Annotated in this window: 25 protein-coding genes; 5 read left to right on the plus strand and 20 right to left on the minus strand. The window is 33.8% G+C overall.

Translation table 11 applies throughout. From position 1 onward, the window contains the following. Nucleotide 1 precedes the first annotated feature (1 nt). The 16 genes from H0I26_RS09650 to H0I26_RS09725 form a co-directional block, all read right to left on the minus strand. Complete coding sequence (locus H0I26_RS09650; protein WP_218697847.1) at nucleotides 2-685, minus strand: SDR family NAD(P)-dependent oxidoreductase; 684 nt, start codon at nucleotides 683-685, stop codon at nucleotides 2-4. Nucleotides 686-783: 98 nt separating this feature from the next. After that, nucleotides 784-1008 carry a hypothetical protein gene (locus H0I26_RS09655; protein ID WP_090840613.1) on the minus strand — a complete coding sequence of 75 codons (225 nt, stop codon included), beginning with the start codon at nucleotides 1006-1008 and terminating at the stop codon, nucleotides 784-786. Between the two features lie 4 nt (nucleotides 1009-1012). Further along, nucleotides 1013-1708 carry a GTP cyclohydrolase I FolE gene (gene folE / locus H0I26_RS09660; RefSeq protein WP_218697848.1) on the minus strand — a complete coding sequence of 232 codons (696 nt, stop codon included), beginning with the start codon at nucleotides 1706-1708 and terminating at the stop codon, nucleotides 1013-1015. A 60-nt stretch (nucleotides 1709-1768) separates the two neighbouring features. Further along, complete coding sequence (locus tag H0I26_RS09665; protein WP_218697849.1) at nucleotides 1769-2047, minus strand: TIGR03643 family protein; 279 nt, start codon at nucleotides 2045-2047, stop codon at nucleotides 1769-1771. Next, complete coding sequence (locus H0I26_RS09670) at nucleotides 2048-2476, minus strand: hypothetical protein (RefSeq protein ID WP_218697851.1); 429 nt, start codon at nucleotides 2474-2476, stop codon at nucleotides 2048-2050. Nucleotides 2477-2586: 110 nt separating this feature from the next. Continuing rightward, nucleotides 2587-4071 (minus strand): cryptochrome/deoxyribodipyrimidine photo-lyase family protein, encoded by a 1485-nt coding sequence (locus H0I26_RS09675; protein ID WP_218697853.1) that lies wholly within the window; start codon nucleotides 4069-4071, stop codon nucleotides 2587-2589. Nucleotides 4072-4123: 52 nt separating this feature from the next. Beyond that, a complete protein-coding gene (locus H0I26_RS09680; RefSeq protein ID WP_218697855.1) occupies nucleotides 4124-5656 on the minus strand; it encodes a cryptochrome/photolyase family protein in 1533 nt (510 codons plus the stop codon). 1053 nt (nucleotides 5657-6709) lie between these two features. After that, nucleotides 6710-8023, minus strand: coding sequence for a DASH family cryptochrome (locus H0I26_RS09685; protein WP_218697857.1), 1314 nt, complete (start codon nucleotides 8021-8023; stop codon nucleotides 6710-6712). After that, entirely contained in the window at nucleotides 7993-8145 is a 153-nt protein-coding gene (locus tag H0I26_RS09690; protein ID WP_218697859.1) for a DUF2256 domain-containing protein, read from the minus strand. The genes H0I26_RS09685 and H0I26_RS09690 overlap by 31 nt, the downstream gene beginning before the upstream one ends. Further along, the gene (locus H0I26_RS09695) at nucleotides 8138-9562 is read right to left on the minus strand and encodes an SDR family oxidoreductase (RefSeq protein ID WP_218697861.1); all 1425 of its coding nucleotides are present in this window, start codon (nucleotides 9560-9562) and stop codon (nucleotides 8138-8140) included. The genes H0I26_RS09690 and H0I26_RS09695 overlap by 8 nt, the downstream gene beginning before the upstream one ends. 258 nt (nucleotides 9563-9820) lie before the next feature. Then, nucleotides 9821-10438, minus strand: a complete 618-nt coding sequence (locus tag H0I26_RS09700; protein WP_218697863.1) for a flavin reductase family protein — start codon at nucleotides 10436-10438, stop codon at nucleotides 9821-9823. Beyond that, complete coding sequence (locus H0I26_RS09705) at nucleotides 10439-11749, minus strand: ABC1 kinase family protein (protein ID WP_218697864.1); 1311 nt, start codon at nucleotides 11747-11749, stop codon at nucleotides 10439-10441. A gap of 93 nt (nucleotides 11750-11842) precedes the next feature. Beyond that, nucleotides 11843-12502, minus strand: coding sequence for a TetR family transcriptional regulator C-terminal domain-containing protein (locus tag H0I26_RS09710; protein WP_218697865.1), 660 nt, complete (start codon nucleotides 12500-12502; stop codon nucleotides 11843-11845). A gap of 167 nt (nucleotides 12503-12669) precedes the next feature. Next, a complete protein-coding gene (locus H0I26_RS09715; protein WP_317618180.1) occupies nucleotides 12670-13119 on the minus strand; it encodes an N-acetyltransferase family protein in 450 nt (149 codons plus the stop codon). A 40-nt stretch (nucleotides 13120-13159) separates the two neighbouring features. Then, on the minus strand, nucleotides 13160-13630 hold the full coding sequence (locus H0I26_RS09720; protein ID WP_218697869.1) for a DUF6428 family protein: 471 nt from the start codon (nucleotides 13628-13630) through the stop codon (nucleotides 13160-13162). Between the two features lie 34 nt (nucleotides 13631-13664). After that, nucleotides 13665-13994, minus strand: coding sequence for an ArsR/SmtB family transcription factor (locus H0I26_RS09725; protein WP_218697871.1), 330 nt, complete (start codon nucleotides 13992-13994; stop codon nucleotides 13665-13667). Between the two features lie 149 nt (nucleotides 13995-14143). Here H0I26_RS09725 and H0I26_RS09730 point away from each other — a divergent pair, with 149 nt between their 5' ends. Next, nucleotides 14144-14992, plus strand: coding sequence for a DUF2911 domain-containing protein (locus H0I26_RS09730; protein ID WP_218697872.1), 849 nt, complete (start codon nucleotides 14144-14146; stop codon nucleotides 14990-14992). Between the two features lie 83 nt (nucleotides 14993-15075). Here the strand turns inward: H0I26_RS09730 and H0I26_RS09735 are convergent, their stop codons facing one another. The 4 genes from H0I26_RS09735 to H0I26_RS09750 all read right to left on the minus strand — a co-directional run bounded on the left by H0I26_RS09735 (nucleotide 15076) and on the right by H0I26_RS09750 (nucleotide 19346). Further along, entirely contained in the window at nucleotides 15076-15513 is a 438-nt protein-coding gene (locus tag H0I26_RS09735) for a GNAT family N-acetyltransferase (protein ID WP_218697874.1), read from the minus strand. Nucleotides 15514-15581: 68 nt separating this feature from the next. Next, nucleotides 15582-16208 carry a tRNA (guanine-N1)-methyltransferase gene (locus H0I26_RS09740; RefSeq protein ID WP_101020974.1) on the minus strand — a complete coding sequence of 209 codons (627 nt, stop codon included), beginning with the start codon at nucleotides 16206-16208 and terminating at the stop codon, nucleotides 15582-15584. A 129-nt stretch (nucleotides 16209-16337) separates the two neighbouring features. Next, complete coding sequence (locus H0I26_RS09745; RefSeq protein ID WP_101018119.1) at nucleotides 16338-17786, minus strand: glyceraldehyde-3-phosphate dehydrogenase; 1449 nt, start codon at nucleotides 17784-17786, stop codon at nucleotides 16338-16340. Between the two features lie 147 nt (nucleotides 17787-17933). Beyond that, entirely contained in the window at nucleotides 17934-19346 is a 1413-nt protein-coding gene (locus H0I26_RS09750; RefSeq protein WP_218697876.1) for a trypsin-like peptidase domain-containing protein, read from the minus strand. A 126-nt stretch (nucleotides 19347-19472) separates the two neighbouring features. On the opposite strand from H0I26_RS09750, the gene dapF reads away from it, so the two are divergent. The 4 genes from dapF to H0I26_RS09770 are packed head-to-tail and all read left to right on the plus strand — an operon-like array spanning nucleotide 19473 to nucleotide 22725. Beyond that, nucleotides 19473-20252 carry a diaminopimelate epimerase gene (gene dapF / locus H0I26_RS09755; protein ID WP_218702068.1) on the plus strand — a complete coding sequence of 260 codons (780 nt, stop codon included), beginning with the start codon at nucleotides 19473-19475 and terminating at the stop codon, nucleotides 20250-20252. Beyond that, the gene (locus H0I26_RS09760) at nucleotides 20246-20779 is read left to right on the plus strand and encodes a GNAT family N-acetyltransferase (RefSeq protein ID WP_218697877.1); all 534 of its coding nucleotides are present in this window, start codon (nucleotides 20246-20248) and stop codon (nucleotides 20777-20779) included. Before dapF ends, H0I26_RS09760 begins: the two co-directional genes overlap by 7 nt. Next, nucleotides 20769-21812, plus strand: a complete 1044-nt coding sequence (mltG, locus tag H0I26_RS09765; protein WP_218697879.1) for an endolytic transglycosylase MltG — start codon at nucleotides 20769-20771, stop codon at nucleotides 21810-21812. The genes H0I26_RS09760 and mltG overlap by 11 nt, the downstream gene beginning before the upstream one ends. 4 nt (nucleotides 21813-21816) lie before the next feature. Beyond that, nucleotides 21817-22725 carry a DUF2279 domain-containing protein gene (locus H0I26_RS09770; RefSeq protein WP_256935106.1) on the plus strand — a complete coding sequence of 303 codons (909 nt, stop codon included), beginning with the start codon at nucleotides 21817-21819 and terminating at the stop codon, nucleotides 22723-22725. Nucleotides 22726-22761: the final 36 nt, after the last annotated feature.

Raw genomic sequence — 22761 nt, forward strand, 5'->3', positions numbered from 1 at the left:
TTTATATTTTAAAACTAACAATACCACAATCCATTTCAAAAATTTGTCCAGAGATTGAAGCTGCTTTTTCTGAGGTTAAAAACTGAGCCATATCGGCAACTTCTTGTGGGTTTAAAAACTTTTTAAGAGGGTGACGTTCAGTGATGTTTTCAATCATTTTCTCGTTACGTAGTAATTTAGAGGCTAAAGTGGTGTCCGTAACAGTGGGGGCAATACCATTAATTCTAACCGTTGGTGCTAGTTCTGCTCCAACAGATTTAATAAGACCTTCTACTGCGCTTTTAGAAGCAGCTACGCTAGCATGAAAGGGCATTCCTAATTTTGTTGCTACTGTACTAAATAATACAATAGCGGGTTGGTGTCCTTTTTTTAATGGTGCTAAATAGTGTTGAATTGCTTTTACTGCACCTATGACGTTAATTTCAAAATCAGCTCTAAAGTCGTCTAATTTTAATCGTGTTATGGGTTTTAAGTTTATGCTACCAGGACAATAAATTAATGTATCTACTTCTTCTAGTTCTGGTAGGTCTTCCGTTAATACATCACACGTGTAATGTGTTAAGTTGTCATGAGTAAAGTCTGGTGCGGTGCGACTTATATTAGTGACTTTATGTGTGTTTAAAAACGTTTGTGTAATGGCTTTTCCAATACCTTTACTACCTCCAATGATTACTAAATTTTTCATGCTTTTTTTAGATTTTAGGTATAAAAAAAGTGGTATCAACAAGATTGCTCTTATTAATTAATACCACTTAATATGTAATTTAGATAGTTGTCTACAGCTTATGCTGCAGATGGTCTTCCTTTTAATCGCTTTTCAATTTTCTGTTTAATCACAGTTAAGGCCTTCATAATATCCATTAATTTTGGATCTTTGTTTTCCTTGTAAAGCTCATTAACACCAAGAATTAAATCCTTCGCTTCTCTTGAAGCAAGAATACGATCGCTGGTTGTAATAAACTTGTGCTTTCTTTCTGAAAATTCTATTGCTTTGTCTACGATACTCATAATGCTACTCTTTTAAATAATTTTGTAATTCGGCTATTTTTTCTGGTGTATTAAATTGTCCACCATAAAAAGTCGTCACTGTTGCAGAAGATTCATCTTTGATACCTCGTGACGATACACATAAGTGTTTGGCATCAATTATTACAGCTACATCATCTGTTTTTAATGTGGCTTTTAGCTCTTCTGCTATTTGGTTTGTTAAGCGTTCTTGTACCTGAGGACGTTTAGCATAATACTGTACAATTCTATTTAATTTAGATAAGCCTATAACTTTCCCTGAAGAAATATAAGCTACATGAGCTTTACCTATAATGGGTACAAAGTGATGCTCGCAGTTGGAGTAGAAAGTAATATTTTTCTCCACCAACATTTGATTGTACTGGTATTTGTTGTCAAATAACGCAATTTTTGGCTTATTTTCGGGGTTTAATCCAGAAAATATTTCATCAATGTACATTTTAGCCACTCTTTTTGGTGTGCCTTTTAATGAATCGTCCGTTAAATCCAAACCAATAACGTCCATTATTTCTTCAAAAAGTATCGCAATTCTTTCTTTTTTTTCTGTATCAGAAAGCTTGAAAGCATCCGCTTTCATTGGTGTTTTTAAACCTGTGTAGAGATGGTCGTCTCCTATATCATCAATAGTAATACCGTTTAGGTTGTTGTTATTTTCTTCCGTCAATGTGTGTGCTTTGTTCATGTGCTCTTTTTAATGCTGTATTTGGTTTAACAGACCAAATCAAAGCAGTTTTTATACTATCTAACGTTTAGATATTTTATTGTGTGTAATTTGTTTTTGTCTAGAACATTTAAAACGTCCGTCTTCAAAGGGTCTTTTTTTACTATGTTTAGTGTGTCTTCCTTGTACTCTTTTACGCCACATTTTAAAACTACTAAGTTTCATCTCGCGTCGCATAATATCTATAACGTCTTGTTCTTTAATGCCAAACTGAAATTTAATAGCATCAAAAGTCGTACGATCTTCCCAAGCCATTTCAATAATCCGATCCAATGCTTCTGTTGTAAATTCGTGCTTCATTTAATTAGGCGAAAAATTAAATTGTTCGTCATATTTTATCTTTTCATTCATCAGTTTATCAAAAAAGGCTTTATTCTCCTTAAATGTTTTATCGTTTCTAAAGTGTATAAACTTTCCGTTAGCATGGATACTAGACCCATCGGTTTTGTAAACGACTAATTGGTAATACGGTATAGCCCAAGTAAAGTTTTGTAAACCTTTTGTGACGTGTATTAAAACACCCTTTGGTCTTAACTCGATATTTCCATAATTAGTATCACTAACCACATTCAAAATTGATGCCATGTTTGGACTAACTTTATCAACCACCATGCGCTTAGACCCAATACCTCTTAATTTTATAGATTCAAGTAGAGTAAACGATGGGCCAACAAGATTATTAATGCGGTCTTTATTTGCTTTACTGGTATGCGTTGTGTTTAGTAACAATAGCGTTTATTTTGATTATTGAATCAAATATACAAAATGTTTAACCTTTTTAAATATACGTTAAACAATATTTAACGTATTAGATTTCTCTATATTAAAATAGAAGTAACTTATTGGTTATTAAGCATTCTATTTCTGTCACTTAATGTATGTCGTCGTAAAATACGATAACTTTCTTTTTTGACTAAAGGATTGTCTTTTAAGCTCCAAAGTAGGTCGCTAGCCTGTTTTCTAGTTTGTTTTTCGTCAATAATAGGAAAAGGGTAATCTGTACCTAACTCAAACCCTGTTAACTGTTGGTCAAAATAAGATAGCTCACTTGGGTTATGGATAAAAGCGGGATCCAAGTTTGCTAATTCTGGCACCCATTTTTTTATAAAGTCCCCCTTAGGGTCATGTTCTATACTGTTTTTTATAGGGTTATATATGCGTAACGTGTTTATGCCCGTTTCTCCGGCTTGCATTTGTATTTGCGGATAGTGGATTCCTGGCTCGAAATCTAAAAATAAACTCGCCAAATGGGCACTCATATCTTGCCAAGGTTGCCATAAATTGTGTGTAAAAAAGGAAACGACTAAAGCGCGCATTCTAAAATTTAAGTAACCTGTTTCTTGTAAACAGCGCATGCAAGCATCTACCAGTGGAAAGCCTGTTTGTCCCGTTTTCCATGCCTTTTGAAACTCTAGGTTAACTGGTTTCTGTAATTGGTGATACCCTTTATTGATACTTTTAAATTCCATTTGATGTTCCATTTCAAATTTCTGAATAAAGTGTGCTTGCCAACGTAAACGTGATACAAAGGCATTTAAATGACGTTTATGTTGTGTATGTTTTACAACATCTGACGCGCCGTTAATAGCTTGTTTTACGGATAGGTTGCCCCAGGCAATATAAGGTGACAATCTACTGCAACCTGTTCTGGCTTCTAGTGGTTTTGAGATATGGAACATGTAGTTTTTATAACGCCCATTATAAAAGGATTGCATGTATTTAAAGGCTGTCGTGGTGCCTCCTTTTTGGAAGGTCGTATTGTTTACCGTTTTCACGGAAATTATGTGTTGTTCAGTTTCTAGTGCATCAATCTGTTGGTAAGTTAGTAATTGCTCAGGTTTGGGATGAAACCGAAACTCGGCCTGCATCATGTAGTGGTCCCAGTTTTGGTACCATGTCTCTCGGTTGCTTAGTCCGCGTTGGACACCATTGTTGTCGTTTTCTGTCCAAATAATGTTTTGATGCTTACAAAATTCAGCGAAAGCGATATCTCTTTGAAAAGTAGCATGGATACCTGTTTCTTTATGCGAAAAAATGTGTGTGACGTTATACGTGTTATTTATATGTTTAATTAGTGCAGTTATAGTGCTTTTAACTATTAAAACTTTAGAATCAAATGCTAGTAAACGTAAATTTAAATCCTCTAAGGATTGTTTTACAAAATCCCAGTGACGCTGACTGTAATGGTTATCGTTAGATAAAAAATCTTCAAAAACATAGAGTAGGAGTACACGTTGTTTAGTATTTATGGCATTAGTAATCGCTTCGTTGTCAGTTAGTCGAAGGTCTCTTTTTAGCCATACTATACTTAAATTTTGTTTCATTATTTTATCACTATTTTGTGCTATCAATCCATCCTGTTATTTTTATTTGCTTTTAAAAATTATCTGGATTTTCAATAATTTTTTGCGCTCTTTCTTTAATGCTACTCAACTGTTCGCTGTCCATTTTATCTAATAAACTGTACATCATTTTCATTCTAAAGTTATTCCCTAGTTGCTTGCGTTTGTCATCTAGAAAATTCCAATACAAACTATTAAAAGGACAGGCTGTATCACCTAATTTTTCTTTTTTATTGTAATAACAAATATCACAGTAATTACTCATTTTATTAATATAGCTTCCACTTGAGACATACGGTTTTGTTGCTATTTTTCCACCGTCCGCAAACTGACTCATCCCTCTTGTATTTGGTAATTGTACCCACTGGATAGCGTCTACATAAATTCCTAAATACCAAGCATCAACTTCGTCTGGATGTATTTGTGCCAATAATGCAAAATTACCTGTAACCATTAAACGCTGGATATGATGCGCGTAACCATTATCTAAACTATTATTAATAGCCTGTTTTAGGCAATTCATTTTGGTGTTTCCGGTCCAATAGAATTCTGGTAATGGATTTGTGTTTTCTAAGTGGTTTAAAGATTTGTAGTCTGGCATCAAAGCCCAGTACATACCACGCATATATTCTCTCCAGCCAATAATTTGTCTAATAAATCCTTCTACTTGACTGATATTAATATCTTCACCATGTTTTCTCCAATAATTTAGAACCGTATCGACGATATTTTTAGGAGAAATCAGTTTGATATTCATAGCAAACGATACTCTAGAATGGAATAAATACACTTGATCCGTATGCATAGCGTCTTGGTAATCTCCAAAGTGAATCAATAATTGCTCACAAAAATACTTAAGTTGATCTAATGCTTGTGTTCTATTTATTGGATAACTGAATGTTTTAGTGTCAAATTTCCCAATCGTTTTTACGGATTGTTGGTCTAACATTTGTGCGATATCAGAGACGTCGTTTTTATAATATTTATATGGCGGAATAGGATGGTTTCCTTTCCATTTATTGCGATTACTTTTATCGTAATTCCATTGTCCACCTTCAGGTTGTCCCGCGACCATTAAGATATCATGCTTCTTTCGCATATCACGATAAAAATTTTCCATCAGGTATTGCTTTTTACCTTTAAAAAACTGTTTTAAATCCTGACGTTTGGTATAAAAATGCTCTGTTGAAAATGCTTCTGAATCAATAGTTAGGGCGTTACAAAATTCTGATAATTGCTCGTCTAAACGGTATTCGTCGGGTAATTGGTATTCAAATTTATCAATGTTATATTCCTGAATTAATAACTGAAGATTGGCGATTAAATTTTGCGTGTTTTTACGGTCGTCTAGTTTTAAGTAATGGACAGTAAATCCTTCCTCTTTTAAATGCTGACCAAAATCGCGCATGGCAGCAAAAAAGCCAATTACTTTTTGGATGTGATGTGTAACATAATCGGTTTCTTGACGCATTTCAAATAGGCAATACACGATATTTTCTGCATTGTCTTTGTACCAGCTATGTTTGCTGTTCAATTGGTCGCCTAGTATTAGTCTTAGTGTTTTCAATGATTAGTTTTATTTGTTCTGTTGTGTCACACTGAGCGTAGTCGAAGTGCTTATTTAGTATTGTTTTTATTATGGTCTTCGACTGCGCTCAGACTGACAGAGGTGTTTTAATTTGTGTTTGTTCTGTTATGTCACACTGAGCGCAGTCGAAGTGCTAGTTTAGTATTGTTTTTATTATGGTCTTCGACTGCGCTCAGACTGACAGTGGTATTTTAATTCATGTTTGTTCTGTTGTGTCACACTGAGCGCAGTCGAAGTGCTAGTTTAGTATTGTTTTTATTACGGTCTTCGACTGCGCTCAGACTGACAGTGGTATTTTAATTTATGTTTGTTATGTCACACTGAGCGCAGTCGAAGTGCTCGTTTAGTATTGATTTTATTATGGTCTTCGACTGCGCTCAGACTGACAGTGGTATTTTAATTTAGTTTTGTATTGTTATGTCACACTGAGCGCAGTCGAAGTGCTAGTTTAGTATTGTTTTTATTACGGTCTTCGACTGCGCTCAGACTGACAGAGGTATTTTAATTTGTGTTTGTTCTGTTATGTCACACTGAGCGCAGTCGAAGTGCTTATTTAGTATTGATTTTATTATGGTCTTCGATTGCGCTCAGACTGATAGTGGTATTTTAATTTGTGTTTCTTTTATTATGTCGTACTGAGCGCAGTCGAAGTGCTGGTTTAGTACTGCTTTTATTACGGTCTTCGACTGCGTTCAGACTGACAGTGGTATTTTAATTTGTGTTTGTTTTGTTGTGTCACACTGAGCGCAGTCGAAGTGCTAGTTTAGTATTGTTTTTATTACGGTCTTCGACTGCGCTCAGACTGACAGAGGTGTTTTAATTTAGGTTTGTTCTTTGATGTCAAACTGAGCGCAGTCGAAGTGCTAGTTTAGTATTGTTTTTATTACGGTCTTCGACTGCGCTCAGACTGACAGTGGTATTTTAATTTAGGTTTGTTCTTTGATGTCACACTGAGCGCAGTCGAAGTGCTTTTGTAATGTGGTTTTTAATACATTTTGCTCGTACTTAACAAATCATTAGAATTGACGATTATTAAAACAGTGTATCTTGTAACCATAAACGTTGATATTTTCCATTGGTATCATACCGTTCTGCTTGTAGTTTTACATTAAACTTTCTATCTCTAGGATCATTACCGACTCCTGCAACATACATCCAGTTTCCATAGTTACTGTGGACATCGTAATCTATCAGTAGACTTTCAAAATAGCTTGCGCCAATACGCCAATCTAATTGTAGTGTTTTAGCAAAATAACTGGCGACATTTTGGCGTCCCCGATTACTCATCCAACCTGTTTTTTTTAACTCCAGCATATTAGCATTTACAAAAGGCTCGTCCGTTTTTCCGTCTATCCATTGCTTAATTTTAATGGAATCTTGAGACCAATCATAGTTTTTATTTAAGATGCCTCCTAGTTTGAAAATGTCATTACCGTGCTTTAAGGACACGTATTTAAAGTAGTCACGCCAAAGCAATTCAAAGAGTAACCAATACGTGGATTCATTTTTAAAGTGCTCTTTTTCAAAACGGTTGACTTCGTAAAATATCTGTTTAGCCGATAAGCTCCCGTTAGCCAGCCAAGGAGAAAATTTAGAACTGAAATCAGTACCAATTAATCCGTTTCTAGTCTTTTTATAAACGCCTAGTTTTTTAGTTTCAAAAAAATAAGAGTGTAACCTTTTTAATGCTTCTGTTTCTCCACCTTTAAAAGGGAACGCGGTATTTACATGTCTATTAATCTGACGTAATCCTAAATCTTCTAAAATTGGAATTTCAGTGTTGTTTTTTATTGTTTTTAATTCAGATATTTGAGAGTCAATACGTGTTAAAGGTCTCACTGTGCATTGGTTTTCTAGTTGCTTTCTAAATACGTTAAAGACTTTTGGTAATGTTTCGGTGTTAAACTGAATATCTTCTGGATGAAATAGAAACTGATCATAGCTTTCAATAAATGAAACTGATTGTGGACATTTTTTTTTAACTTCATTTAAAACAAACACCGCTTCGTCTGTCCATTCTTTCTGAAGATAAATGTTAGTAATAGTTTGATTTTTAATTAGAGCAGGAATGCAATGTTCTGGTTTTTCAGTGTAAACGAACAATGGAATGTTAAGCGTATTAAGTTGCTGTTTTAAATCTGTAATAGTTTCAATTAAAAATTGAGCTCTATAATTTTCAGTCTTTTTAAACCCAAAAGTTGAGGTTTCAAATTGGCGAGGATCAAAACAATAAAGTCCTATAGTCTGATTACTATTTTTAATTGCCTTTTTAAGGGCACTATTATCATGGATTCTTAAGTTGTTTGTAAACCAAATTAAGGCGTTTTCGTCTTGTTTTGTCTGCATTTATCACTACAATATTTTACATGTTCCCAGTTCTTTTCCCATTTTTTACGCCAGGTAAAAGGAAGCGCACATGTGGGACAGATTTTAGTTGGTAAGTTTTCTTTTTTAATAGATTTAGGCATTCGCTAGTTTTTTGATCATGCCTTTAAAGATAAAGCCATGAAAAGGTAATACACTGTACCAATATAAGCGTCCTGCTAAACCTCGAGGTCTGAAGGTAGCCCTTTGATAGACTTTACCTTTAGCAACATGAAATTCTAGCCAAGCCTCTCCGGGGAGTTTCATTTCGGCAAAAAGAATTAATCTTTTCTGCTCTTTATCAGCTAGTAACACGCGCCAGAAGTCTAAAGCATCACCTGTTTTGATATCCGTTTTATTGGTACGTCCGCGTCTTAGTCCAATACCGCCAAACAGTTTGTCTAAATAGCCTCTTATTTTCCATAAAAAAGTACCATAATACCATCCATTTTCTCCACCGATAGCCCAGATTTTATCTAAAGTGCGTTGCTCGTCTAAAACGTTTAATTCCTTAATATCTTTAAAGCAACCGTGCTTTGGTACTTTTAAGTATTTAGTAGAGGCTTGTTTTTTTGTCCGACTACTAATAAAAGCATCTTTCCAACTGGAGATGATTTCGTTTCCTTCAATTTTTACAAAAGCAAATTCTACTGCCTGCTTATAAGACATTGGCGTAATGTCTATCAGGGTATTAATATTGCTTTTTGTTCCAATAATTTCAATACCCATACTGTTTACAAGTGAGGATGCAAGTTTATAGGATGTTGAGGTTACAAAATATAACCAATAGCTTGACAATTTAGGAGTCATGATGGGAACTGTTAAAATGTAACGTTTAAGATGTCTTATTTCTGCAAATTCTAACAACATTTGCTTGTAAGTCATAACTTCCGTTCCAAAAATATCGTGGGAGGTATTGAATAATTCTTTTTTATTCAGACCTTTAGTTAAAAAGGCTAAAACATCGCGAACGCCTATTGGTTGTGTTTTTGTGTTTAACCATTTAGGAGCGACCATTACGGGTAATTTTTCGACTAAATCTCGGATGATTTCAAAACTTGCACTTCCAGAACCAACAATTATCCCGGCTTTAAAAACGGTTAATGCGTAATGGTTAGACTGTAATGTGGTTTCGACATTTTTTCTGGATAGTAAATGTTTGGATAATTTGGTGTCGTTTGTAATGCCGCTTAAATAAATAACTTGTTTGACAGAAGTGGTTTCAATGTAGCTTTTGAAATTAACAGCGCAATCTTCTTCCATCTGATGAAATTGATCTACTGAATTTGACATTGAATGAATCAGGTAATAAGCAGCATCAATATCTTTAGGAATATTAACTAAGGTTTGCGGTTTTAGAAAATCGGCTTCAATAACATGTAAATTATCTTCTTCAGCATATTTGCGTTCCGTACGTAATTTTCCACGCACCGCACAAACTACGGTGTGTCCTTGCTCCAATAGTAACGGGATAATACGCTTACCAATGTAACCTGTGGCTCCTGTTACTAATATTCTCATGGGTTTGGTTTTAGTTTATGTAATTTTATTTATTTCTGTTTATTTTCTCTTGAAACAAAACGTACTAAAAATTCAAATCAATTTGAGGAAATTCCTGCGGAACATTCGTTCTCGAAACTTTATGCTTGAAGCTTTGCTTCGCAGTTACGTTTCTTTACTCTTTATTTCTCCAAATTGATGATTTCGATTATGTCAAAATTCGGGACTTTCTTCCTGAAATAATTTGTTTTCATTTCAAACCATTTCTATACTTTTTATTTATTTTCTAGGTCTTTGGTAATCTAAGCGTTTTTCTAACCTAGGTATTGCGTAACCGTCTAAACCATTAATGGTAGCAATATTAGCTTTAGATAAGTTTATAAACCCATCGTCTTCTAATATATCACCATTAATATATAAGCCTTGAATTTCTCCGATGACTAAAATAGTGTCGTTAGCTTTGATAAGATAGTCTTCAATAAATTTCATTTCTAATTGAATTGGAGCGCCCTTAACAAAAGGAGCGTCACAATTAGCTTTGTATTCAGATTCTAGAGTCGTCTTATCAAATTCTGAAATCGATTGGTCGTATTTAGCTGAGGTATGATGTGCGTCTTCAAAATTATCTAAATGGATATGATTGATGGTGTAAACCCCTGTAGCTTTTATATTATCATACGTATGTCGAGTCACAGTTGTAGGTCTGCAAAAAAAGCCAAGTAGAGGAGGACTGCTTCCGATATGTGTTACGGAACTAAAAACAGCAACGTTTTCTTGTCCATCAGTAGATTTTGTACCAATTAAATTGGCGCTTTTAAAACCAGAGCAACTGTTTACTAGATTTATTTTATACAAATGCTCTAGCTCTTGTATTTGGTTTTTACTAAAATATGGCATCTATAAAGTTTTGTAATTATTGATTGAAACGTCTTTTGCTTTTAAATCAAACATTAAATTATAGAGTCCAAAAAAGGTTCTATTGATATAAATAAAGTGTTTTGAGCCTCTATTGCCATTCATTTTTCTAAGTTCTGTGCTTTTACTGTAGCGTTGTCCCATTTCTGAAATGGCATTAAAAAATTCAGGGTCAGAAAAATCAAAGTGTTCAGAATGAAAGGGTTTAGTAAATAGGCTTAATAATTCATGAAACATGGCTGAGAAAAAATCTAATTCCTCTTGTGTGTCATCTGCTCTTAAGATTTCTAACTCATACATTTTAGCGGTAAACAATTTAGTGTTTCCTATAACTTCTGGTTTTGCCAATTCAAAATAAGGCACATAAAAATCTAAGGGGACTTCTTTCATGCAACCAAAATCTAAAGCAATTAAATCACCGCTTTTAGACACTAAAAAATTACCTGGGTGTGGATCAGCGTGCACTTTTTTTACAACATGCATTTGGTACATATAAAAATCCCAAAGGGCTTGTCCTAATTGGTTAGCTTTAGTTTGATTGGTGTTATAGGCTGTGAATTCTGAAAGGTGTTCGCCTTCCATCCAATCCATAGTTATAATACGCTCTGAAGACAGTGCTTCGTAGTAATTAGGGAATTTTAAATTAGGAATATGTTTACAGGCCGCAACTATAGCCTTACTTTGTTCTACTTCTAAGATGTAGTTGGTTTCTTCTACTAGTTTATTTTCTACTTCTTGGAAGTATTTATCAGAATCGGTTCCTTTAATATTAAACATTTTAATGGCAATAGGTTTTACCATAGCTAAATCTGAAGCGATGCTATCTGCAACACCTGGGTATTGAATTTTAACGGCTAGTTTTTTGCCATCTTTTTCAGCTAAATGTACTTGACCAATGCTAGCGGCATTAACGGAGTGTAAATTGAATGTATCATAGATTTCACTCGGTAGTTTTCCAAAATACTTTTTAAAGGTTTTGCTAACTAGAGGTGCTGATAAAGGTGGGACAGAAAATTGTGCCAAAGAAAATTTTTCGACATAAGCTTGTGGCAAAAGACTTTTTTCCATGCTTAACATTTGCGCTACTTTTAAGGCACTTCCTTTAAGCTGTTTTAAACCATCGTAGATATCTTCGGCGTTGTTTTCGTTAAGTCGAGCTTTGGCTTCTTCTTCGGTTTTTGTGAGCTTATCACCGTAATATTTTAAATAATTTACGCCAACTTTAGCACCAGTAGTCACCATTTTAGTGGCTCTGGTAAGTTTTGATGTCGGTATTTTGTCTATCGTTTTCAATAGTTCTATGTTTTAGATTTATATAATAACATAGGGTCAGTACATTATTATATAGAAGTTGAGCATCTATGGGATGCTTTGAATAACATGGTTTTAAGATTTCATTTGAATCTTTTCTTTGAAGATGAATTTTCCAAAGTCAATTAAACTTTTTAAAGGGACTATATTTAAGATGTCAAAACTTGTATTAACTGATTTTTCGATGAAAATGTCTGTTTTTTCGAAATACGAAGACGTGTCATCCATCCAAAATTTGATGGTTAATAATAATTGTAACCAAGCAGTTTCGGTAAGACCTCTGTCTTGAATTTTATTAAGCTGTTCTTGTTTAACGTCAATTAAATCAATTCCTAAATCTTTTATGTAATGTGTAAATCGTCCTTTTAATTCGGATAATGCAGCAAAACCTTTAAGACTATTCTTATGTTTATGTAAGGCATAAACGACATAGCTTCTGTTAGCTGTTAAATTTTCAAAAAAGGTGAAGTAGAAGCTTAGGAGTTTGTTTCTTGGTTCAAAATGCGCATACTCTTCACTGGTCTCTAAAGCTTTGTGTGTATTGTCAAAAAAGGCTTTGAAGATTCCTTTTTCTACAGCTTCAAAAGTACCAAAATGTTCGTAAAATTTAGATTCCTCAAAATTATTGTGTTTCGCAAAGGCGTAGACAGATTTTGGTTGTTCATTATGTTCTAGGACATAATCCATGTAAAATGAAATGATGTCGTTGTTACTTATGTTTTTCTTTTTTGCCATTACTATAAAGTTTAGTAGCATAAAGATACAAAATGTTTAACGATATAAGATTAAAGCTAAACAAAATTTAACAGGACTTTGTGCAAGTGCTGTCTTTTTAGTGTCAGTTAGGAGTAAAGTACTGCATAAAAACTACTGATTAGTAATCTGTTGTGTGTTTTAAAAATTTATAAACCAACAGTATGACTTCGTCTTTCTAAAATAATATTATCTAACCAAATACCGTTGAGCTGCCCGATTTTTTCTTTGTAACCAATAATTCTAAAGTCATTATTTTTATGTAGCTTAAGGCTGGGAGTGTTAGCTCTCATTATTCCAGATTGCAAGGTCCAGATGTTATTTTTCTCACTGATTTCTATCAATTTTTTAAGTAAAAAATCACCAACGTTTTGCCCTCTAAATTGTGCATCCACATATACGCTTACTTCTGCAACACCAGCATATACTTTTCTTTTGGATACAGCACTTAATGCGGCCCAACCTAAAAAATGAGTCTTGTTTTTAGCTATAATTCGGCCATAAGGTAAATGGTTAATGTCCCAATAGTGCCAATCAGGAACTTCCGTTTCAAAAGTTGCAGCACCTGATAGTATACCTTGCTGGTATATGTGCTGCACTTTTGAAAAGTTAGTTTTATCTATGTTTATAATTGTCATGTTAACAACATCCAGAGCCTGGAGTACAAGTATCTCCTGGTTTAATTTCTGAAAATTGTAATTTTTGTTTTGGTTCTGGAATACCACATTTATCTTTAGCTAAACAGTCGGTAACTAAAGAGGTTAGTTGGAAGGAATTGTTTTCAAAACTTAAACCAAACTTTTGAATGGTTTGCTCGCCTTGATATTCTACTTCAATCTCTAAATCTTGAAGATTAAAGATGTCTTCTGATAATTCTATAATTTTAACTAGCTTTTCAGGATGAAGCCTGTGATCATAATCCTCTGCATTCCATAACTGAAAATTAACCTTTTTTTCTTCTCTTACAGTACCACCGCAATCGACAAAATGCTTGGTGACTTTACCAACTTCTGTTACATGAAAATGATTTGGTACTAGACTACCATCAGGTAGTGTAAATGAAATAGTGTCTAGCTGTGATAAGTGTGTTTTTATTTCTGAAAGTGTCATAATTTAATGTGTTAGTACAATTAATAATATAAGTTTAGCAACACGTATTGCTATTAACGTCGTTGTTTAAAAATCCATTTAAAACGGTTTTCATTGCAGTCCAATTAGCTTTGTTAATACAATAACATACACTGGTACCTTCAATAGTACCTTGTATTAAATCGAGATTTTTAAGTTCTTTTAAATGTTGAGAAATAGTGGGCTGTGCCAATCCGATTTCTTCAACTAAATCACCACAAACGCAAGTGTCTATTTTAAACAGATGTTGAATAATAGCAACCCGTGCCGGATGTCCAAATGCTTTTGAAAAACGTGCAATTTGATTTTGTGAATCTGTGAATTTTTCAGTTTTAATTAACCCCATTAGTTCTTGTTTAATTAGTATAACGCAATATTACGATTAATAGTTTGATTATGACAATTTATTAGGCTTATTTTAAGCTTTTATTAACAAACAAACTATTACTTATATGTAATTTTACAACATATATTAATTATTAAAAAAATTCAACCATGAAAAAATTATTTACACTTATTATGGTGTTAACAGTCTCTTTTGCTGTTAATGCGCAAATAGAAACACCGCAGCCGAGTCCTTCTCAAAAAGTAGAACAAAAGGTAGGATTAACAGATGTGACTTTAGAGTATTCTAGACCATCAATGAGAGGTCGTGCCATTTTTGGAAACTTAGTACCTTACGGTAAAGTATGGAGAACGGGAGCAAATAAAAATACAATTATTACTTTTAGTACTGCTGTTACTATTGGAGATAATACTTTAAAAGCGGGGTCTTATGCTATTTTTACTAAACCTAATGCTGGAAATTGGGAAGTAATGTTTTATTCTGATACAGAAAACTGGGGAACGCCTAAAACATGGGACGATTCTAAAGTAGCAGCTAAGGTATCTGTTAAAGCAACGACTTTACCAATGGATATTGAAACGTTTACATTTACATTTGATAACTTAACTAACGATTCTGCAGTATTAAGTTTACTATGGGAAAATACAATGGTTGATGTTACAATCGGAGTGCCAACAGACGCAACGGTTACTGATGCTATTTCTAAAATAATGAATGGACCAAGCGCTGATAACTATTATGCATCTGCACGTTACTACTTAGAATCAGGAAAAGATATTAAGCAAGCAGCAGTTTGGATTGATAAAGCGATTGATATGACTAAAGCAGAGCCTAAATTTTGGTGGTTACGTCAACAGTCTTTAATCCATGCTAAAGCGGGAAATAAAAAAGAAGCGATTAAAGCCGCTAAATTATCTTTAGAATATGCTGACAAAGCAGAAAATGCTGATTACGTAAAGATGAATAAAGCGTCTTTAAAAGAGTGGGGGGCAATGTAAAAAAACTTTAACTAAGGTATAGCTTTAGTTATTATGCAAGCGTATTAAAAAAGTGCAATCATTATGATTGCACTTTTTTTTGTCTATTGATTCGACCAAAAGTATTGCAGTGCTTTATCTAATAGCCATCCTTGACTTTCATAAAGTTCTTGGGCAGGATTAGTCGTTTCGGTTTGTAAGGCAATACCTTTATAATGATACGTTTTACACAGGTTTTTTGATTTGTTTAAAAGGGCTACGCCAAAGCCTTGTTTTCTGTAGCTTTCGTTAACAAACAAATCATTAAGTATAAATAAGGGTTGCATACTGACACTTGAGAAGGTATGAAATAATTGTGAAAACCCTACAGGCTTATCTTCTGCGTAAGCAAGTAAAATGATAGTGTCTTCTTTTTCTAATCGGGTCTTTATAAATGTTTTGGCCGCCTCTAAATCTGAATCTTGCCGGTAAAACACGCGATATTCATCAAATAAAGACGCCATGTGATCTAGGTGAGAAAGATTGGCTTGAATTATAGTCATAAAAAAAAAATCTGTAAACGTGAATTTACAGATTTTAATTGATTTTATAAGTGTTGAAAAAGCCTTAATTAGCTATTTCTATTTTTATTAAGTTCGTCTTGAAGTTGACGTCTCACTTTTTGCTCACGCTCTAAAGCATTACGCCTGTGTTCTTCAAATTCTTCTTCTGTTTCGTTAAGTCTTAATCTTGCTTCTTTAGTGATCGCATTACTGTTTTTAAATCTATAAATAAAGAAGAATAGAAAGGCTAATAAACCACCTATGATTGACCAAAGTAAAGTGTTGTATCCACCTTTGCTCATTTGCAAGCCAAATAAAGACATACTGTCTTTTTCTTGATTAGTTTGTTCTAAATTAGTTTTAGTGTTGCTTAAACTGCTTTTAAGTTGTTCTACTTCTTGACTTTGAGAGGTGACTTTGTTTTGCGTGTCAAGTAATTCTTTTCTTAACACTTTAAGCGAGTCTAAGGTGTGTGATTTTAGTTTTGCAATCCATTCATTTCTTATAACTTCAAACGAATGTCCACGCTGATCTCTCCAGTTATTTGATTTTTTAGTAAGATATTCAAACTGGCTTTCTAATGTTCCGGAATCTAAAGATAATTTATCATCTTCCGTCGTTTCTGTTTGAGCAGAAATGGTAAATGAAAATAGAAAAATAAAAATGGTAACTAATAGATAATTTGTTTTACGCATGGTCATTATTTTGTTGTCTTTCGCTTTGCGAAAATATAAAAAAAGGATTGCTTTTAGGCTAAAAATATAACAAAAAGCCTCACAATTGTGAGGCTTTTACTATATACGTTACTAATTAAAATTTGGATGTTAGTAATATGTAAAACGTCTTACTTTAGCAATATATTTTGCTAATCTAATGACTTGGTGGCTGTAACCATACTCATTATCATACCATACATATAAGATTGCATTTTTACCATCTGTTCTAACGATGGTTGCTTTACTATCAAATATTGAAGGCGCAGAGCTACCAATAATGTCTGTTGACACTAATTCATCACTCATTTCATACTTGATTTGTTCTACTAAATCACCTTCTAAAGCATATTTTTTAATAGTTGTATTGATATGCTCTACAGTAGTTTCAGAGTCTAATTCTAAATTTAAAATAGCTAAAGATCCGTTTGGTACAGGGACACGAATAGCGTTAGAGGTTAATTTACCTTCAAAACTTGGTAAGGCTTTAGACACTGCTTTTCCTGCTCCAGTTTCTGTAATTACCATGTTTAATGCTGCTGCACGACCACGACGGTATTTACTATGGAAATTATCGACTAAATTTTGGTCGTTAGTATACGCATGAATGGTTTCTAAATGTCCACTTTTTACACCGTAAGTATCTTCCATTGCTTTTAAAATAGGCGTAATAGCATTGGTCGTACAAGAAGCTGCAGAAAAAATATCGATTTTGTCAGGATCATTTTCTAGGTGATTAACACCATAAACAATATTTGGAATTCCTTTTCCTGGTGCAGTTAATAGTACTTTGTCCGCGCCTGGAGATTTTTTTAATCGTGTTAACGCTTCTTTATCTCTAAAAACACCTGTGTTATCAATAATTAATGCATTATTAATACCATACTTCGTATAATCGATGTCTTCTGGTTGGTTAGCATTAATAATTTTAACGGTAGTACCATTAATTATTAAGGCTTCATTTTTTAAATCCGTAGTTACGGTTCCAGAAAAGTCACCGTGTACCGAGTCATTACGTAATAAAGCCGCACGTTTTTCTAAAACAGTCGCATCCAATTTACCGCGTGTAACAATGGCGCGTAAACGGAGTTGACTTCCTTTTCCTGTGCGTGTCATTAACTCTCTAGCAACTAAACGTCCAATACGTCCAAAGCCATAAAGCACGACATCTTTAGGTTTGATATCTTTAGTTTTATTAGCACCTTTAAGTTGGTTAGCCACAAAAGCTAAAGCGTTACTGTATTTTTTTTCTTCTAAATGATACTCGTAAGTCAATTTACCAATATCAAGTTTAGCAGGAGGTACGTCTAGCGTTTGGATGGCTTGCGCAATCTCTACAGAATCAAAAATCGAAATTGGTTTTTGAACAAATTCACCAGCATATTCATGAAGGTTTAGAATTTGAGAGACATTTCTATCTATTAATTGGTTTCTAAAAAGGACCAACTCGATAGACTTGTCATACCATAAATCGCTAACAATTTTAATAAATTCGACTGTAGCTCTTCGTCTGTCTGCTTGAAAGGCTAATTCGTTTTCGTAAGTTTCGTTAATGGACATTTTAAATTATTTAGTGTGTTGTTAATTTAGTATGTAAATTTCGGCAAAAGTATAGATTTCAAACGATTTCGTAAAGCAAAAAGTGTAAAAATTTAAAAGCCCTTAATTTTTAAAATTAAGGGCTTTTAGAAAACGTTTAGTCTATGATTATCTTAAACCATAGCGATTGGTTTCTCCTTTAGAGTTTATTAATTCGATACTTAATGGTTGATAGGTGTCTCTGTTTTTTATTATCGTGTCTACTTCCTCAACACTATTCACTTTAATATTATTTATGGCAGTAATAATATCACCTTCTTGAATGCCTTCTGCTTGTAAATATTGACCATAAGTCCCATTAACCTTTGTGATTTTTACACCATTTTTAGTGTTATACTTTTTTAAGTCTTCAGGTTTAGCATTTTTAATTACCCCGATAACAGGTAATATATAAGTGTTATTTTTAAGTAACGTTACTGCCAATTCTTTTCTAATACCATCACGCAATACTGTGACATTAACAATATCGTTAGGACGTTTAGTATCTAAAAATCCCCTAAGGTCACTAAATTTTTTAATTTTAATATTATCAATCATTTTAATGATATCACCACTTTTTATACCCGCTTCTGATGCGCCAGTGTCTTCTTCTACATCATCCACATAAAAACCTTCTGTTTCTGCAACACCAAGTTTTTCTGCGGAAGCACTATTTAAAGAGCCTCCAATGACACCTAGGATTCCATTTTGCACATTACCAAACTCCATAATATCTTGTATTACTTTTTTTGCAATATTACTTGGTACGGCAAAAGAGTAGCCAATGTACGATCCTGTTTGAGAGGTAATAGCGGTGTTGATACCAATAAGTTCTCCAGCTGTATTGACTAAAGCACCACCAGAATTCCCCGGATTTACAGCAGCGTCAGTTTGTATAAAAGACTGTGTGCTTCTGCCACTTAAATCTCTTGATTTTGCACTAATAATACCTGCGGTGACTGTAGAGGTTAAATTAAACGGATTACCGACCGCTAGAACCCATTCTCCAATTTTAGCGGTATCACTATCACCAAAAGTAGCATACGGTAATTGGTCCTCTGTATCAACTTTTAATAACGCAATATCAGTTTTTGGGTCTGTACCAATAATTTTTGCATTTAGAGTTCTGTTATCATTTAATGTAATGCTTAATGCTTCAGAATCTTCAATAACATGATTATTAGTAATTATATAACCATCGGGAGATATAATTACACCACTTCCTGTACCTAGCTGTCTTTTTTGTGGTACACGACCATAAAATAAATCTTGTAATGTAGGTTGCGCGCTATTTAAAGCAACGTTTTTAACATGGACGACAGCGTGTACTGTTTTATCGGCAGCAGCTGTAAAACTAATGCCCTCAGCAGCAGCTAAAGTCGTCGGTGTTGTTTTATAATTAGTTGGTAAAAAATCAGGAGTTTCCTGAGTAGTTGTATTTGCAATTTGCTGTTCATCTTTTTCAAGAAAGGTTTTGTATGTTCCTAGAGTAATTGCACCTCCTAATACCGAAACTAAAACCAGAGTTAACATCTTCTTCATATAATACTTAGTTTAGATTTAATTAGATAACGATTAAAATTAATTAAATATTGAATGCCTATTTCAACTTTAACGGCGTTTTAACAACTGAAAAAACTTATATTTGTGCTTCAATTTTTGAGACCAATGACATTGACTTTTTATAAATATCAAGGAACCGGTAATGACTTTGTCATGATCGATAATAGACAAAATGAGTTCGACAAAAACAATACCAAATTGGTTGCCTTTTTATGCGATCGTAAATTTGGAGTAGGCGCTGATGGTTTAATTCTATTAGAAAACCATCCTAAAGCAGACTTTAAAATGGTCTATTATAATGCGGACGGAAATGAAAGTACCATGTGTGGTAATGGAGGACGTTGTATTGTCGCTTTCGCGGAATTTTTGCAGCTGATGACTAACCAGACCACTTTTGCAGCGATAGACGGTATGCACTTTGCTAAAATCGAAGATAATTTGGTACATCTACAAATGAAGGATGTAGACACTATTACTACTTTTGATACCCATCAGTTTTTGGATACAGGCTCACCACATCATGTACAGTTTGTCAAAGACTTGGCAACGTTTGATGTTAAAGCAGAAGGAGAAAAAATAAGATACGGTCAGCCTTATAATGCCGAAGGAACTAATGTTAATTTTGTAGAAAAAAATAACGAGGATTCGTATACGGTTAGAACTTACGAAAGAGGCGTAGAAGATGAAACTTTATCTTGTGGTACAGGTGTGACTGCGGTTGCTATTGCAATGCATAAGATTGGAGAAAGTACAACTTCTAAAATTAATTTAAACGTCCAAGGTGGTCAGCTTAAAGTGTCATTTGAAAAAGTAGGAGACACCTATAAAAAAGTGATGTTAATAGGACCTGCAACCTATGTTTTTAAAGGTGAAATAACATGCTAACATTAAAAGGAAAACAGACTTATTTGCGACCGTTAGAACCAGAAGATTTAACGTTTATTCATGACATAGAGAATGACGAATCTATTTGGGAGATTAGTAATACCATAACACCCTATTCTAAATATTTAATCAAACAATATCTAGAGCATGCACACAAAGATATTTTTGAAGTTAAACAGTTACGTTTAGTTATTTGTAATTATAAGCATCAAGCTATTGGAATGATAGATGTTTTTGATTTTGACTTTAAAAACAGACGCGCAGGGATTGGTATTTTAGTAAGAGATACAGAAAACAGACAAAAAGGGCATGGTAAAGAAGCGTTAGAACTATTAACCAAATATTGTTTTAAACATTTAGATTTACATCAATTATATTGTAATATCAGTGCCGATAATACCGCAAGTTTAGCATTATTTAAAAGTCAAGGATTTATGGAAATTGGTCTTAAAAAAGACTGGAATTTTATAAACGGAATTTACAAAAACGAATATTTATTTCAATTAATTAACACAGATGTATATTAAAAAAATTTTATTAGCAATTGCTTTAATCGGAATAGTGGTTGCAGCATACTTTGCATACTTTGTTTATGGCGCCATGTTTAAAGAAAATACAGCGTTTAATAATGAAGAGGCTTATATTTATGTACCTACAAATGCAAGTTATGATCAAGTTAGAGCACAGTTGGTCCCTTTACTAAAAGATATTGATAGTTTTGATGCGTTAGCACAACGTAAAAAATATACAACCAATATTAAAGCAGGACGTTTTGCTATTACTAAAAACATGAGTAATAACGATATTATTAATTCTATTAGAAGTAAAAATATCCCTATTAAGCTAAGTTTTAATAACCAAGAGCGTATTCAAAACTTGGCAGGACGTATCGCACAACAAATAGAACCTGATAGTGTAACGCTTTTAAAAGCCATGACCGATAAAGCCTTTTTAGACACCAATAAATTTACGGAACAAACGGTTTTAAATATGTATGTGCCTAATAGTTATGAAGTGTTTTGGAATACATCGGCAAACGGTTTTAGAGATAAAATGTTAAAGGAATACTACCGTTTTTGGAATGACTCACGTCAGGCTAAACGTAAAGCATTAGACTTATCAGTAAATGAAATTGTGACTATTGCCTCTATCGTCCAAAAAGAAACGGCTAAAGTAGATGAAAGACCTAGAGTAGCAGGGGTTTATTTAAACAGAATAAAAAAAGGAATGCCACTACAAGCAGACCCAACAGTTATCTATTCTAAAAAATTAAAGGAGAACGATTTTGACCAAATTATAAAACGAGTGTTATATAAAGATTTAGAAATTGACTCGCCATATAATACTTATAAATACGGAGGTATTCCTCCAGGACCAATTACGATGCCAGATGTATCTGCTATTGATGCTGTATTGAACTCAGAAAGTCATGACTATTACTATTTTGTAGCTAATGTAAAAAACTTTGGATATCATAAATTCGCTAGGACCTTAAGTCAACACAATGCTAATAAAAATGAGTATGTGCGTTGGATTAATAGTCAAGGTGTAAACCGTTAAATCGTTGTTTAAATTAACTACAGTACTCTCGGCCTTATTTTTGACAGTTGTTACGGTTGCACAAACAAATAATAATTCCTTTTTTAAGCCTAGTGATACTCTTAATACATCACGCAGAAACGCTGTAATCTTGACAGAAGCTAGTGTCGCTTCTTTGTCTATTATTGGTTTAAATGCGTTGTGGTACTCTGATTATGAGCGCTCGGGGTTACATAGCACGAATGATAATTCGGAATGGTTTAAAATGGATAAGTTGGGGCATAGTTTTACCGCTTATCAATTAGGACGTTTTGGAGCACAAGCGTTAGATTGGAGTGGTGTAAGTAAAGAAAAGCAACTCATTTACGGCGCGACATTAGGGTTCTCGTTTTTAACAGCTGTAGAAGTTTTGGATGGGTTTTCTGAAGAATGGGGGTTTTCTTGGGGAGACTTTACTGCAAATGCGGCAGGCGCGGGGTTGTATATTGGACAAGAGTTGTTATGGCAAGAACAACGTGTCCAATTAAAATATTCCTTTAACCGAAGCGGATTTGCAAATCAAAATCCCAATAAGTTAGGTCAAGGTTTGGCAGAAGAACTTTTAAAAGACTATAACGGACAAACCTATTGGTTGAGTGTGAATTTACAGTCCTTTTTTAAAGAGAGTAGCCTACCTAAATGGTTAAATGTGGCAGTAGGTTATGGTGTCGATGGTTTATTATATGGCAATGCAGAACTTCAAGCGGTACACTTTCCTAATCAAGAAAGAAGTCAACAGTTTTATTTAAGTCTAGATGTGGATTTGACTAGAATTAAGACCAATTCTACGTTTTTAAAACAAGTATTTAACGTGATTAACGTGATAAAAGTACCCTTTCCAACCCTCGAAATTAATGGCAAAGGTAAGCTAAATGGGCACTTAATCTACTTTTAACATAAGTTAACATATTGATTTTCAGTATTTAATTAT

The sequence above is a fragment of the Olleya sp. HaHaR_3_96 genome (assembly GCF_019278545.1).
Taxonomy (GTDB): Bacteria; Bacteroidota; Bacteroidia; order Flavobacteriales; family Flavobacteriaceae; genus Olleya.